General features: G+C 69.6%; 13 protein-coding genes. 5 read left to right on the plus strand and 8 right to left on the minus strand.

Annotated elements, in window-relative coordinates:
• Positions 1-109 precede the first annotated feature (109 nt).
• The 3 genes from QZX62_RS04575 to QZX62_RS04585 form a co-directional block, all read right to left on the minus strand.
• Positions 110-1,267 (minus strand): RsmB/NOP family class I SAM-dependent RNA methyltransferase, encoded by a 1,158-nt coding sequence (locus tag QZX62_RS04575; protein ID WP_294172500.1) that lies wholly within the window; start codon positions 1,265-1,267, stop codon positions 110-112.
• Positions 1,268-1,270: 3 nt separating this feature from the next.
• Positions 1,271-2,749 carry an IMP dehydrogenase gene (gene guaB / locus QZX62_RS04580; RefSeq protein WP_294172502.1) on the minus strand — a complete coding sequence of 493 codons (1,479 nt, stop codon included), beginning with the start codon at positions 2,747-2,749 and terminating at the stop codon, positions 1,271-1,273.
• A 137-nt stretch (positions 2,750-2,886) separates the two neighbouring features.
• On the minus strand, positions 2,887-3,711 hold the full coding sequence (locus QZX62_RS04585) for a CoA ester lyase (RefSeq protein WP_294172504.1): 825 nt from the start codon (positions 3,709-3,711) through the stop codon (positions 2,887-2,889).
• Positions 3,712-3,780: 69 nt separating this feature from the next.
• On the opposite strand from QZX62_RS04585, the gene QZX62_RS04590 reads away from it, so the two are divergent.
• The 3 genes from QZX62_RS04590 to QZX62_RS04600 are packed head-to-tail and all read left to right on the plus strand — an operon-like array spanning position 3,781 to position 7,126.
• Positions 3,781-4,794: an SPFH domain-containing protein gene (locus QZX62_RS04590; RefSeq protein WP_294172506.1), complete on the plus strand. Its 1,014-nt coding sequence runs from the start codon at positions 3,781-3,783 to the stop codon at positions 4,792-4,794.
• Entirely contained in the window at positions 4,794-5,249 is a 456-nt protein-coding gene (locus QZX62_RS04595; RefSeq protein WP_294172509.1) for an NfeD family protein, read from the plus strand. Before QZX62_RS04590 ends, QZX62_RS04595 begins: the two co-directional genes overlap by 1 nt.
• Before the next feature lie 23 nt (positions 5,250-5,272).
• On the plus strand, positions 5,273-7,126 hold the full coding sequence (locus tag QZX62_RS04600) for a DUF885 family protein (RefSeq protein WP_294172511.1): 1,854 nt from the start codon (positions 5,273-5,275) through the stop codon (positions 7,124-7,126).
• A 15-nt stretch (positions 7,127-7,141) separates the two neighbouring features.
• Here the strand turns inward: QZX62_RS04600 and chrA are convergent, their stop codons facing one another.
• From chrA to QZX62_RS04625, 5 genes are all read right to left on the minus strand, one after another.
• Complete coding sequence (gene chrA / locus QZX62_RS04605; protein WP_294172513.1) at positions 7,142-8,338, minus strand: chromate efflux transporter; 1,197 nt, start codon at positions 8,336-8,338, stop codon at positions 7,142-7,144.
• A 58-nt stretch (positions 8,339-8,396) separates the two neighbouring features.
• Positions 8,397-8,951: a DUF937 domain-containing protein gene (locus QZX62_RS04610; RefSeq protein ID WP_294172515.1), complete on the minus strand. Its 555-nt coding sequence runs from the start codon at positions 8,949-8,951 to the stop codon at positions 8,397-8,399.
• An 80-nt stretch (positions 8,952-9,031) separates the two neighbouring features.
• Positions 9,032-9,331, minus strand: coding sequence for a hypothetical protein (locus QZX62_RS04615; protein ID WP_294172516.1), 300 nt, complete (start codon positions 9,329-9,331; stop codon positions 9,032-9,034).
• A gap of 32 nt (positions 9,332-9,363) precedes the next feature.
• Positions 9,364-10,578 (minus strand): ComEC/Rec2 family competence protein, encoded by a 1,215-nt coding sequence (locus QZX62_RS04620; protein ID WP_294172517.1) that lies wholly within the window; start codon positions 10,576-10,578, stop codon positions 9,364-9,366.
• Positions 10,579-10,636: 58 nt separating this feature from the next.
• Positions 10,637-11,203: a hypothetical protein gene (locus QZX62_RS04625; protein WP_294172518.1), complete on the minus strand. Its 567-nt coding sequence runs from the start codon at positions 11,201-11,203 to the stop codon at positions 10,637-10,639.
• Between QZX62_RS04625 and gltX the strand changes: the two genes are divergently transcribed.
• Both gltX and QZX62_RS04635 read left to right on the plus strand, forming a co-directional pair.
• On the plus strand, positions 11,202-12,668 hold the full coding sequence (gene gltX, locus QZX62_RS04630; protein ID WP_294172519.1) for a glutamate--tRNA ligase: 1,467 nt from the start codon (positions 11,202-11,204) through the stop codon (positions 12,666-12,668). The two genes, QZX62_RS04625 and gltX, sit on opposite strands and share 2 nt — an antisense overlap.
• Positions 12,668-13,746: citrate synthase (locus QZX62_RS04635; RefSeq protein WP_294172520.1), on the plus strand; the 1,079-nt coding region annotated here is incomplete at its 3' end. The genes gltX and QZX62_RS04635, both read left to right, overlap by 1 nt.

Raw genomic sequence — 13,746 nt, forward strand, 5'->3', positions numbered from 1 at the left:
GTTTGCCCATTGCCGCTCGAAGCGATCAGGGCGGCTCCCAAGCCAGCGGCAACGGCAATCGGCAACAAGCGCATCGCAATCTCCAGCCACTCGGCCCCGGACCGGTCTATCATCTGACCCCGAACCGCGCGATGAAAAAGCCGTCGGTCCCGTCATGTCCGGGGGTGAGCAGACGCCCGACCCCGTCCAAACGTCCGGCGGCGACCGGAATATCCATAGGCTCGAAGCCTGAATGGCGGCTGAGGAACGCGGCCGCCTGAACCGCGCCTTCGCGGGCGAGCACGGAGCAGACGGCATAGACCAGCCGCCCGCCCGGCCTCACCAGCGGCGCGGCAAGATCGAGCACCCGCGTCTGCAGAGCTGCCAGCCGCTCCAGCCGCTCGGGCGTCAGCCGCCACCGCCCTTCCGGGTTGCGCCGCCAAGTCCCGCTGCCCGAGCAGGGCGCGTCGACCAGGACCAGGTCGCAGGTGCCCCGGAGGTCGCTCAGCTCGCCGGCCTCGCGTGGCGGATTGAGCAGCCGGGTGGTGATTTGCGCGCCGGCCCGCTCAGCCCGGGGCAGCAATGGAGCGAGCCGTTGCCGGCTAACGTCGCAGGCGATGATCTCGGCGTCGTGGGCAGCCGCCGCGAGTGCCAGCGCCTTGCCGCCGCCGCCCGCGCACAGGTCCAGGATCCGCTTGGCCCCCGCCGCCTCGCAGGCGAGCGCGACCAATTGGCTGCCTTCGTCCTGCACTTCCGCCCGGCCGTCCAGGTAGGCGGGGTGGCTGGTCACCGGGGTGTCGGCGGGCAGGCGCACGCCCCAGGGACTGAGCGGAGTCCGCACCGCGCCCGGCCACTCGCCCAGGAGCGCATCCCGATCCCCCTTGAGGAGGTTCGCGCGGATGTCGAGCGGCGCCCGCTCCACCAGCGCGGCGAGTTCCTCCACAGCCACGAGGGGCGACAATTCGGCCCCGAGCCAATCCGGAACAAGACTTGCCGCCGCAGGCTGCTCGTCTTGCCTACGCGGCACCGGTCCATGCGGGGAGCCGTCGAACAGCTCAGGCGCGATCCCCAGCATCGCCGCCCGCCCGCTCCCCGGCAGCTCGGCCGAGCGGCGGACCGCCCGGAATACGAGCTCCCGCACGGCGCGGCGGTCCTTGGACCCGGCGTAGCGGCGGGTCTTGAAGTAGGCCGTAACCAGCGCATCGGCCGGCGGGCCGTCGCTGCGGGCAGAAGCGATCACCTCCTCGAGGATCTCGATCGCTGCCTGCGCGCGCGCGGCGGGGGTCATGGATCACCGCGTCGGATAATTCGGCGCTTCCCGCGTGATCGCCACGTCGTGCACATGGCTTTCGCTGAGGCCAGCGCCCGTAATGCGTACAAACTGCGCGCGCTGCTGCAGCTCCTCGATCGTGCTGGAGCCGGTGTAGCCCATCGCCGCCTTCACGCCGCCGACCAGCTGGTGCACGATCGCCGCGACCGACCCCTTGTAGGGAACCTGTCCTTCGATCCCTTCCGGGACCAGCTTCATCTGGTCCTTGATGTCCTGCTGGAAATAGCGGTCGGCCGAGCCGCGCGCCATGGCGCCGACGCTGCCCATCCCACGGTACGATTTGTAGGACCGGCCCTGGTAGAGGAACGTCTCGCCGGGCGCTTCCTCCGTGCCAGCCAGCAGCGAGCCGACCATCACGGTCGACGCCCCCGCCGCCAGCGCCTTGGCCATGTCCCCGGAGGTCCGCACGCCGCCGTCGGCGATCACCGGCACGCCCCGCCCCCGAGCGGCATCGGCGGCAGCCATTACAGCCGACAGCTGCGGCACGCCGACGCCCGCGACGATGCGGGTGGTGCAGATTGAGCCCGGCCCGATTCCAACCTTGATCGCGTCCGCGCCAGCATCCGCCAGCGCCTTGGCCGCGTCTGCGGTGGCGACGTTGCCCGCGATCACCTGCACCCGGTTCGAGGCGCTCTTCACCCGCTCCACCGCCTGGGCCACCTCGCGGTTATGGCCGTGCGCCGTGTCGATCACGATGCAGTCGACGCCCGCGTCCATCAGGGCCGCGGACCGCTCATGCCCCTTGTCCCCGACCGTGGTCGCCGCGGCGACCCGCAGCCGACCTTCCCCGTCCTTGGTCGCATTGGGCGCCGCGACCGCTTTTTCGATGTCTTTGACGGTGATCAGGCCGACGCAATGGCCCTCATCGTCCACCACCAGCAGCTTCTCGATCCGCCGCTGGTGCAGCAGCCGCCGCGCTTCCTCCTGGCTGGTACCGGGCGACACGGTGGCCAGGTTCTCGCGGGTCATCAGCTCGGCCACCGGCTGGCCCGGGTTCTCGGCGAAGCGCACGTCACGGTTGGTGAGGATGCCGACGAGCTTACCCGAGCGCTCCACCACCGGGATACCGCTGATCCGGTGCCGGCCCATCAGCTCCAGCGCGTCCGCGAGCGTCTGCTCGGGCATCATGGTGATCGGGTTCACCACCATCCCGCTCTCGAAGCGCTTGACCTGCCGCACCGCCGCGGCCTGCTCGTCCACCGACAGGTTGCGGTGAAGCACGCCGATGCCGCCGAGCTGCGCCATGGCGATCGCCATGTCGGCCTCCGTCACCGTGTCCATGGCGGAGGACAGGATCGGGATGCACAGCGGAATGTCGCGGGTGAGGAAGGTGCGGGTGCTTGTCTGGCTGGGCAGCACGCTCGACTCGAGCGGCTGCAGCAGCACGTCGTCGAAGGTGAGCCCCAGCGGGATGTCGGCGGTATCGAGGATGGCGGCCATGGCGGCTAGTGGCGGGGCGGGGACGATTCGGCAAGGGGACAGTAGGAGCTCGGTTTGCGCTTGTCCTGAGCGGAGGGCCACAGGCCCGCAGTCGAAGGGCGCTTGGCTCGCGTGAACGCCCTTCGACTTCGCTCCGCTCAGGACGAGCGGTTCTTCGACGCAGCAAGCAACCGCTCCGCCGCCTCCACATGCATCCGCTCCACCATGTCGCCCTCGAACCGCTCCGCCCCGCCCGCGGCCGCCGCCACCAGCCGCTCGGCCAGCGCGAGTTCGGCCGCGGTCGGCGCCCATGCCGTGTGACAGGACGCCACTTGATTGGGGTGGATCAGGCTCTTGCCGTCGAAGCCCAGCATCCGCCCGTCCTCCGCCTCCCGCGCAAAGCCCTCAGGATCGTCGAGCCCGTTGAACACGCCGTCGAACGCCGGGATGCCGCTCGCGCGCGCCGTCAGCACAACCATTTGCAGCGAGGCCGAGATCCGCTCCCGCCCCGCGCCCGGTGGCAGGCGCAGGCTGGCGCGGAGGTCGTTGGTCCCGGCAATCAGCGCCGCCGCTTCGCCCGCGATCTCCGCGGCGCGCAGCACCCCGAGCGGCGTTTCCACCATCGCCGCGACCGGCTTGCCGGTGAGCGTGCCCACCTCGGCCACCACCGCCGCGCCGTCCACCCGTGGCACCACCACCAAGTCGGCCTGCGACCCTGCCACCGCCTCCACGTCGGCGCCGTACCAGTCGCTGGAGAAGCCATTCACCCGGATCGCCACAGGGCAAGGCCAGGGCTCCGCCACCGCTTCCACCGCCGCGGCCCGCGCCGCTTCCTTGTCGGCCGCCTTCACTGCATCCTCAAGATCAAGAATCACCAGGTCCGCCCCAGCCACCCGCGCCTTGGCGATCGCCCGCGGGTTGCTGGCCGGCAGGAACAGCGCCGAGCGCCGGCCGAACAGGTTCAGCGGCAATTGTCCGGTCATTTGGCCGATTTCGCTTCGCTTGCAGCCCCGTCCCGCGCACTATGCGGGCGTGACTCATCGGGGGTTTGCATGCTGACCACCTTTCTGCTGTTCGTCGCCGCGCTGGTGCTGCTGTTCGTGATCGCCAGCATCAAGATCGTCCACCAGGGCCACCGCTACACCATTGAGCATTTCGGACGCTTCGTCCGGGTTGCCGACCCCGGCTTCAACTTCGTGCCGCCGTTCTTCTATCGCGTCGGCCGCAAGATCAACATGATGGAGCAGGTGCTCGACATTCCGGGGCAGGAGATCATCACCAAGGACAACGCCATGGTCGCGGTCGATGGTGTGGTATTCTTCCAGGTGCTCGACCCGGCCAAGGCGGCGTACGAAGTCAGCGACCTGTATACGGCGATCCTGGCGCTCTCGACCACCAACCTCCGCACGGTCATGGGCTCGATGGACCTCGACGAGACGCTCTCGAAGCGGGACGAGATCAACACCCGGCTGCTCCAGGTGGTCGACCATGCAACCGAAAGCTGGGGCGTCAAGATCACGCGCGTCGAGCTGAAGGACATTCGCCCGCCCGCCGACATCGTCAACGCCATGACCCGCCAGATGAAGGCGGAACGCGAGAAACGCGCTGCGATCCTCGAGAGCGAGGGCATGCGCGCCTCGGAAATCCTACGGGCGGAGGGCGAAAAGGCGGCGCAGATCCTCCAGTCCGAAGGCCGCAAGGAAGCCGCGTTCCGCGACGCCGAAGCTCGCGAGCGTGCCGCGGTGGCCGAGGCGTCCGCAACCAAATCGGTCAGCGACGCCATCGCCGACGGCAACACCCAGGCGATCAACTACTTCATCGCGCAGAAATATGTCGAAGCCGTCGGCAAGTTCGCCGACTCGCCCAATGCCAAGACCATCCTTTTCCCGGTCGAAGCGACCCAGTTGATCGGTTCGCTCGGCGGCATCGGGGAGCTCGCGAGGTCGGCGCTCGGTGGCGGGGAGCAGCAGCAGGCCTCCGCACCCAAGCGCCCGCCCACCGACCTCATCCCCGAGCGCGGCGCCCCGCCCCAGATCGTGCCGGGCGTGCCGCGGGTGCAGGGCTGATGCTCGAGGACCTGCAGCCGGGCTGGCTGTGGCTGATCGGCGGCGTCCTGCTGCTGATGCTGGAGATCGTCGCCCCCGGCTTCTTTCTCCTGTTCATCGGCGCCGCTGCCATCGCTACCGGTCTGTTCGTGGTCCTGTTCGACCTCGGCCTGGCGCCCGCGCTTGCGCTGTTCGCCCTCTACACGGCGCTGGCGGTTGCGGTCGGGCGCAAGGTCTACGCCAACCGTCCGGTGAACAGCAGCGACCCGCACCTCAACGACCGCTCGGCCCGGCTGATTGGACGCACCGTGACGGTGGTCGAAGCGGTCGACGAGCATGGCGGCCGCGTCCGCGTCGGCGACGGCGACTGGTCCGCCCGCGGCGACCACGCCGAGCCCGGCTCACGCGTCCGCATCACCGGCGTTGACGGCAACTGCCTCACCGTAGAAGCAGAACGCACGCTGCCACCCGCCTGATTTCGTTGGAGACTTCCCCGCTCATGAACGCCCCCGCGCTGAGCCGCCGCCAAGCGGTCGCCGCCCTCGCCTCGTCAGTGGCTGTGCCGCTGCTGTCCGGCTGCGCCCGGACGCTGACCGGTACGCCAGCGGCAGCCGCCTCGACCACCGAGGCCGCCGCCGCCGCGCTGCTTGATGCGATGGCCGACAACCTCCTCCGCCTGCAGCCCGAGACTGCTACCAGCCTGGGCGTCGACAAGGGCGAGCATGCCGCGCTCCGCTCACTTCTGGCTGACCGCTCCGCCGCCGGGCAGCAGCGCATCGCCGAGACTCTCCGGGCCGACCTCGCCCGCGCTGAGGCGGTGGATACCGCCGGCCTCACCCACTCGACCCGCACCAGCGTGGAGGTGGCCCGCAGCGCCTATCGCACCGCGCTGGAAGGCTTCGCCCTGCCCTACGGGGATGTGGCGGTCGGCGGGTGGCGCAATACGCCGTACGTCGTGATCCAGAACGTCGGCGCCTACCTCGACGTGCCGCGCTTCCTCGACAGCGAGCACCAGGTGAAGACCGCGGCCGACGCCGAAGCGCTGCTGCAGCGGCTGGCGCAGTACCCGCGCACCCTCGAAGGCGAGCTGGGGCGCGCCCGTGCGGCCCGCGAGAAGGGCTTGGTTCCGCCCGCCTTTCTGCTGGAGAAGGCGGTCGGTCAGATGAGTCAGTCGCTCAAGGGCGCGACTGCGAGCGGCCCGCTGGTCGAGATGGTCCGCACCAAGACCAAGGAGATCCCCGGCGACTGGGTGCCTCGCACCCAGCGCATCGTCACCGGCGAGGTTGCACCGGCACTGCAGCAGCAGATCGCCGAGCTTGAACACCAGCGCGCCCTCGCCAACAACGCCGCCGGCATGTGGGCGCGCCCGAACGGGCCGGAATACTATCGCTGGGCGCTCAAGGCCTCGACCACGACCAACATGACCCCGGACGAGGTGCATCAGCTCGGCCTCGACGTGCTGAAAATCCTGCACGGCCGGATGGACCCCCTGCTCCGCCAGCTCGGCTACACGAACGGCACAGTCGGCGAGCGGATGAAGGCGCTGGCCGACGACCCCAAGTACAAGTTCAGCGAGGGTGACAAGGGCCGGGCCGAGATCATGGCGTTCATCCAGGAGCGGCTTCGCATCATCCGTGCCCAGATGCCGCGCGCCTTCAATACGCTGACCCGCGGCAACGTTGAGGTGAAGCGCCTGCCGCCCGAAGAGGAGCCCGGCGCGCCCGCCGCCTATGGCGGCGCGGGCTCAATCGACGGTACCATTCCCGGCAAGTTCTGGATCAACCTGCGCACAACCGACCTGCACAGCAAGTACAGCCTGCCCGACCTCACCCATCATGAGGCGCTTCCCGGCCATGTCTGGCAGGGCGAGTATGCGCAGAAGCTGCCGCTCGTCCGCTCGATCCTCGCGTTCAACGCCTACTCGGAAGGCTGGGCGCTCTACGCCGAGCAGCTGGCGGACGAGCTCGGCGTGTTCGATGCCGACCCTGCCGGGCGCCTCGGCTACCTCCAGTCGATCGCCTTTCGCGCGATTCGCCTGATCGTCGACACCGGCCTCCACGCCAAGCGCTGGACCCGCCAGCAGGCCGTGCAATACTTCGTTGACGTCAACGGCTCCAACCCGCTGGAGGTCGCGAGCGAGGTCGACCGCTACTGCTCATGGCCTGGCCAAGCCTGCGGCTACGAAGTCGGCCACCAAGAGATCAACCGCCAGCGCGAGCGGGCCAAGACGGCACTCGGGGGCCGGTACGACTTCAAGGCGTTCAACGATGCGGTCGTGCTGGGCGGCAACGTGCCGATGGACGTGCTGGCGAAGAATGTGGACCAGTATGTCCAGGGCGCGCGGTCGGCTTAGCCGGGGCGGGGCCGCTCACGCGAAAAGCGCCGCGCCAGCGAGCCCGGACCCGAGTACGACCGCAGGGACGGCCAGCCGCGAACGCCAGCGATAGAGGAGCAGCAGCGCCGCGGCGAACAGCACCGCTGCCCACAGCAGCGAGGGTACCGAACCGGCGACTGTCCAGCCAAGCTGCGCGGCGGTCACCGCTACTAGGCCGACCACTCCCGCCGCCACCCCTTCCAGCAAGCGGTGGAGCCGCTCGTCCTCCACCACCCGCTCCAGCCGGTCGTAGAACAGCAGGGCCAAGGCGAAGGCAGGCAGGAACACGCCCGCGGTGATCGCCAGCGCCCCGGTCAGCCCGCCCGCGAGATAGCCGATGAACGTCGTGAAGATGACCAGCGGCGCGGGGATGATCCCGCCAAGCGCTAGCGCATCCAAGAACTGCGCGTCGCTCACCCATCCCCGCCCCACGGCATCGCTGCGGACGAACGGAATAGCCGTGTAGGCGCCGCCAAAGGTCAGCAGCCCGGCCTTGAGGCCGGACAGGAACAGAGGCAGCGCAGGCACCGAACCCTGCCCCGCCAGGCTCGCCGTGGTGCCCGGCCCCGCTGCCAGCGAAGAAGCGCCGCCGCCCGTGGCCACCGCCGCCAGCGCAGCGATGCCGATCGTCAGCAGCGCCAGGCCATAACGACCGGAAGCGCCCAATGCGTAAGCCAAGCCGGCCACGGGCAACACGATCCAGAAGTGGACGCCCAGCGCCGTGGCGGCGGCGCTGGTCAAGGCCACGGCCCACAGCAAGCGGTCGCCGAGCGCGTGGTCGGCAATCTTGTGAACCGCTCGCACGATCAGCGCGACGACCCCGATCTGGATGCCAAGGAAGGCGGCGGCGATCAGCGGCTGATCGAGGTTCAGCCGCCCGTACAGCCAGGCAATGGCAAGGATGAGCACCAGCCCGGGAAGCATGAAGCCGAGCCCTGCCAACAGGCCGCCGACCCGCCCGCGCTTCATCATCCCGATATGCACGCAAATTTCGTGCGCTTCAGGTCCCGGAAGCACCTGGTAGATGGCCAGCAGCCGGTTGAAGCGCGATGGCTCCAGCCATCGCTCCTCCTCGACCAGCTCGCGCTTAACCATCGCGATCTGCGCGATCGGACCGCCCCAGGCGAGCAGCCCGAACCGGAGAAAGCGGCCGAAAATAGCGAGGAGGGTAGGCTGGGCGTCGGCAGGCATGCCGAAGCTTAGCTAGCCCGCAGGGAGGCTGCCAGTAGCTGCCGGCGCTTGCTGCCGATCAGCGGCGCCCGGCCCCCATCAGCCCGCCCAGGATGCTGTTGAGCGGGTTGGCTCCGCCAGCGCCTGCGCCGCCACCGAGCAGCGAGCCGAGCATCCCGCCCATACCCCCGCCGAGGCCGCCGGCACCGCCGATCGCTCCGCCCTGCCCGCCGGCCTGCCGCGCGAAGTAGCCGGCAGCGAGCATGGCGACGATCGGCAGCATCTTCTTGAGGAGGTCGGGCGACAGGCCGGTCTGCTGCGCGGCGTGGTCGGCGACGGTGCGGCTGTTGTCCTTGTTGCCGAAGATTTGGCCCAGCACCTGGTTGCCGTGGCTGGTGTCGGTCGGCTGCGGACCGATGGCGTTGTCGAACAACCCGCCACCGCCAAGCCCGCCCAGCATCCCGGCCAGCCCGCCGAGCCCCTGCGGCTGTGCGCCGGCATGATTCTGCATGCCGCCCAGCACCGCCGGCAGCAGCGCCGCCATGCCGGTCGCGGCCGTCTTCTGGTCCACGCCGAGGTCGCGGGAGATGGCGTTGGCGGCACCGGCTTGCGTGAGGGCGTCGAGCATCGACATGGCGGAACTCCTGAATGGGAAAGGTCGGCGGTCCAATGGGTCAAGCGAGCCGGAGTTCCAGCGCGCCGGGCCCGCCACGTTCAACCGCCCTGGCGATGAGCTTGCCCGGTCGAGGCCCGTCTGCGCTCGCCAGAGAACGCGGGAGAAGTCTGAGCCCAAGGATGGCCGGCGACCTGCTCCGCCACGCTGTCGACCCGCGGCTTGGCGTCGAGATGGATGGCCAGCCCGCCTGACCGCGCCAGCGAGACCCGGTCGAGCTTGAACCAGCGGGGCACGCACCCGCGCGGCAGGCGCCGCTCCGACACCACGATGTCCGCCGCCGCGCAGGCAGCGACCAGTTCCGCCCAATCGAGGGTCTGAGTGGAGCGGGTCGCGAGCAACGCCCAGCTGCGCCCTTGCCCACGCACCTCGGCTACGCACGCGTGCGGCTGCAATCGGCGTCGGCGAGCCGCTCCAACTCCAGCCCTTCGCCGTCGAACCCGGCGCTCTCGCTCAGCAGGCCATGGACGTAGTCGCCGGCGCGCGCCCGCAGCAGGTGCGGCGTGCCTTCTTGGTCAATCACCGGCACATGGCGACCATCTCCGGTGATCAGCAGGTCTGGCCGCGCGGCGGTGGCCGCGGCGAGCGCTCCCAGGAGGATGGGCAGGAGCCCGGCCCAGCGCGCGGGCGTGGTCCACAGGCACAGCCACAGTCCGCCCAGCACCATCGCCGCAAAGGCCCAGCCCGGCATGGCCGGCAGCATCGCTACCGCTCCGCTCGCCCCGGCCACGGCATGGGCCAGCCACAGCAGAAAGCCGAGCGCCCACCCGGTCAGCGTCCACAGCGGCGCGCCCAGGCCAACGGCATCCAGCAGCAGTGCGCCCGCCTCCAGCGGCATCACCACAAAGGTGGTGAGCGGAATGGCGACGAGGTTGGCGAGCACCCCGTAGAGCCCGGCCTTGTGGAAATGGTACAGCGCCAGCGGCATCAACGCGATCTCCACCGCCAGGCCGGTCAGCAGCATCGCGCCCAGCGCTCGCAGCAGCCGCGCGGCGACGCCTTCCTCGCGCCGTTCGAAGTGCCGCTTGAACCAGGGCAGCTGGTAGAGTGTGACCAGCGTGGTTACCGCGGCGAAGCTCAGCTGGAAGCTCGCGCCGGCCAGCGCTTCGGGCTTGAACAGCAGCACGATCAGCGCCCCCACGGCGACCAGGCGCAGGCTCAGCGCCTCGCGGCCGAGCGCGATGCCGATCAGCACCAGGACCGCGGCAATGCAGGCGCGCACCGTCGGCACCTGCGCGCCGGTCAGCAGCGTGTAGGCGACGCCGGTCAAGGCGCCCGCGCCGGCGGCCACGAGCACCAGGTTGAAGCGCAGCACCAGCCGCTCGAACAAGGCCAGCAGCCGCAGCGTCAGCAGGAATGCCGCGCCCACCGCCGCCGCGATGTGCAGGCCGCTGACTGACAACAGGTGCGCGAGCCCCGAGCGGCGCATGGCTTCGGCGTCCGCTTCCGGGATCGCGCCCTGGTCACCGGTGGCGAGCGCATTGGCAATTGCGCCTTCGGCCTCCGGCAATTGGCTGCGGATGTGCCGGCCGACCCGGTCGCGCAGCCCGGCGAGCCCGCCGCCGTTCGCCCGTCGCAGCACCTCCACCTCGCCCAGCGCCCGGCCGAGCGCGCCGATGCCCGCAAACCAAGCGTCGCGGGCGAAGTCATGCGCCCCGGGGCAGCGGCATGGGCATGGGCGGCGTCAGCCGCGTGCGTAGTCGCACCGTCGCCCCAGGTCCGAGCCCTTCAGGCACCTCCTCGTCCGACATGTTGACCCGGATCCGCGGCGGCAGTCCGGGAGTCTGCGGCGCCAGCAGCAGGCGCAGGCTGTCGCGCGCGGCGAGCGGTTCCACCCGCTCGACCTCCGCCGTGAACTGGACGATCGCGGTCCGTTCGAGCCGCGGGGCCGCAACCCGCTCGCTGTGTACCCAGATCAGCCCGGTACCGAGCGCCAACATCCCGCAGCCGGCCGCCAGCGCTCGGCCCGCCCGCCCCGGCACGAAGATCGCGCTCGTCAGCGCCACTCCGGCACTGAGCAGCACCGAGGCCGCCCACGCGCGCGGTCCCGGCAGGCTCAGCCACAGCGCAATCCCGCCGCCCAGCGCCACCACCAGCCACAGCGCCAGCTGCTCGCGCTCGGCCTCCAGCCACGCCTCGGCTCTTGCGAAACCTGCCGCAAATCGCCAGTGCAGCCGCACCGGCTCGCGTGCCGACAGGGCGGCAACGTCCATGGTTTCGGAGCCCCCCAGGCTTCCACGCGATCTGGCGGATCTATCCAAGAGGAAACCGCGCGTGAGCGCAAGCACAGTCGTCACCCGCTTCGCGCCGAGCCCAACCGGATTCCTGCACATCGGGGGCGCCCGCACCGCCCTGTTCAACTGGCTGTTCGCCCGCCATCACGGCGGCAAGTTCCTGCTGCGGATCGAGGACACGGACCGGGCGCGCTCCACGACGGAAGCGATCGACGCCATCCTCGACGGCATGCGCTGGCTCGACCTCGATTGGGACGGCGCCGAATATTACCAGTCGCACTTCGCGGGCCGGCACGCGGAGGTGGCGCAGCAGCTGCTGGACCGCGGCGCGGCCTACCGCTGCTACATGACCTCCGAAGAGCTGCAGGCACAGCGCGAAGCAGCCCAGGCCGAGCGGCGGCCGTTCCGGCTAAACAGCCAGTGGCGGGACTGTGCCGACGCCCCCTCGCCCGGCGCGCCGTTCGTGGTCCGCCTCAAGGCGCCGCGCGAAGGCGAAGCGGTGATCGAGGATCGCGTCCAGGGCCGGGTCACCGTCCAGAATGCCGAGCTCGACGACTTCGTTCTGCTCCGCTCCGACGGCACCCCGACCTACATGCTGGCGGTGGTGGTCGATGACCACGACATGGGTGTGACCCACGTGATCCGCGGCGACGACCACCTTAACAACGCCTTCCGCCAGCTTGGCATCATCCGCGCCATGGGCTGGCCCGAGCCCGTCTACGCCCATGTGCCGCTGATCCACGGCGCGGACGGGGCCAAGCTCAGCAAGCGACACGGCGCGCTCGGTGTCGACTCCTATCGGGACGAGCTCGGCATCCTGCCCGAAGCGCTAGCCAACTACCTGCTTCGGCTAGGGTGGGGCCATGGCGACGACGAGATCATCAGCCGCGAGCAGGCAATCCGCTGGTTCGACCTAGACGGTGTCGGCAAGAGCCCTAGCCGCTTCGACCTCAAGAAGCTTGAGAACCTGAACGGCCACTACATCCGCGCTGCCGATGATGCCCGGCTGGCGATCCTGGTCGCGGCGCGGCGGGGCGGGCTGGAAGGCGACGACCTCGCCCTGCTGGAGCGTGCCATGCCCGAGCTCAAGGCCCGGGCCAAAAACCTGAACGAGCTCGCCGCCGCGGCCGACTTCCTGTTTGCCGAGCGTCCGCTCGTCGTGGAGCCCGCCGCGGCCGCACTGCTCGACGACGGCGCGCGATGGCTGCTCGGCCGGGTCTATTCTGCGCTGGGCCAAGTGAGCGACTGGACCCACGACGGCACCGAAGCGGCCGTGCGGGAGGTGGCGGAGGAGGCCGGCCTCAAGCTCGGCAAGGTCGCCCAGCCGCTGCGCGCGGCGCTGACCGGCCGGACCACCAGCCCGGGCATCTTTGACGTACTCGTCCTTCTCGGGCAGGGCGAAAGCCTGGGTCGGATCGAAGACCAGATGATGGAGCAAGCTTGATGTCGGACGCCAACGCCACCCTGAAGCTCGGGACCGAGGAGAAGAGCTTTCCCGTGCTGTCCGGCAGCGTTGGGCCGGACGTAATCGACATTCGCAAGCTCTATGTCGAGACCGGCGCCTTCACCTACGATCCTGGCTTCACTTCCACCGGCAGCTGCCAGAGCGCGATCACCTACATCGACGGTGAAGAAGGCATCCTGCTCCACCGCGGCTACCCGATCGACCAGCTGGCCGAGCAGTCGACCTTCCCCGAAGTCGCCTATCTGCTGGTCAACGGCGAGCTCCCCAGCAAGGAGGAGCTGGACCAGTTCACCTACACCATCAGCCGCCACACCATGCTGCACGAGCAGCTGGCGAACTTCTACCGCGGGTTCCGCCGCGATGCCCACCCGATGGCTATCATGTGCGGCGTGGTGGGCGCGCTGTCCGCCTTCTACCACGACAGCACGGATATCACCGATCCCAAGCAGCGCATGATCGCCTCGCACCGGCTGATCGCCAAGATGCCGACGATCGCGGCTATGGCCCACAAGTACAGCGTCGGCCAGCCGTTCCTCTACCCCGACAATTCGCTTAGCTACACCGGCAACTTCCTGCGCATGACCTTCGGCGTTCCAGCCGAGCCCTATGAGGTCAACCCGATCATCGAGCGGGCTATGGACCGGATCTTCATCCTCCATGCCGACCATGAGCAGAACGCCTCCACCTCGACCGTGCGGCTGGCGGGCTCGTCGGGCGCCAACCCCTTCGCCTGCATTGCGGCGGGCATCGCCTGCTTGTGGGGACCGGCGCACGGCGGCGCCAACGAGGCCGCGCTCAACATGCTGCGCGAGGTCGGGCGGCCCGAGCGGATCCCCGAGTATATCGCGCGGGCCAAGGACAAGGACGATCCGTTCCGCCTGATGGGCTTCGGGCACCGGGTCTACAAGAACTTCGACCCGCGGGCGAAGGTGATGAAGCAGACCGCGGACGAGGTGCTGGCCGAGCTCAACATCTCGGACCCGGTGCTCGACACCGCCAAGGAACTGGAGCGGATCGCGCTCAGCGACGACTATTTCATCGAGAAGAAGCTCTACCC

The organism is uncultured Sphingomonas sp. (assembly GCF_902806265.1).
In the GTDB taxonomy this organism is placed as follows: domain Bacteria; phylum Pseudomonadota; class Alphaproteobacteria; order Sphingomonadales; family Sphingomonadaceae; genus Sphingomicrobium.

Bases quoted from the DNA above. Each gene is read 5' to 3' on its own strand.
- QZX62_RS04575 (WP_294172500.1), bottom strand. From the start codon at position 1,267: ATGACCCCCGCCGCGCGCGCGCAGGCAGCGATCGAGATCCTCGAGGAG.
- guaB (WP_294172502.1), bottom strand. From the start codon at position 2,749: ATGGCCGCCATCCTCGATACCGCCGACATCCCGCTGGGGCTCACCTTC.
- QZX62_RS04585 (WP_294172504.1), bottom strand. From the start codon at position 3,711: ATGACCGGACAATTGCCGCTGAACCTGTTCGGCCGGCGCTCGGCGCTG.
- QZX62_RS04590 (WP_294172506.1), top strand. From the start codon at position 3,781: ATGCTGACCACCTTTCTGCTGTTCGTCGCCGCGCTGGTGCTGCTGTTC.
- QZX62_RS04595 (WP_294172509.1), top strand. From the start codon at position 4,794: ATGCTCGAGGACCTGCAGCCGGGCTGGCTGTGGCTGATCGGCGGCGTC.
- QZX62_RS04600 (WP_294172511.1), top strand. From the start codon at position 5,273: ATGAACGCCCCCGCGCTGAGCCGCCGCCAAGCGGTCGCCGCCCTCGCC.
- chrA (WP_294172513.1), bottom strand. From the start codon at position 8,338: ATGCCTGCCGACGCCCAGCCTACCCTCCTCGCTATTTTCGGCCGCTTT.
- QZX62_RS04610 (WP_294172515.1), bottom strand. From the start codon at position 8,951: ATGTCGATGCTCGACGCCCTCACGCAAGCCGGTGCCGCCAACGCCATC.
- gltX (WP_294172519.1), top strand. From the start codon at position 11,202: ATGGTTTCGGAGCCCCCCAGGCTTCCACGCGATCTGGCGGATCTATCC.
- QZX62_RS04625 (WP_294172518.1), bottom strand. From the start codon at position 11,203: ATGGACGTTGCCGCCCTGTCGGCACGCGAGCCGGTGCGGCTGCACTGG.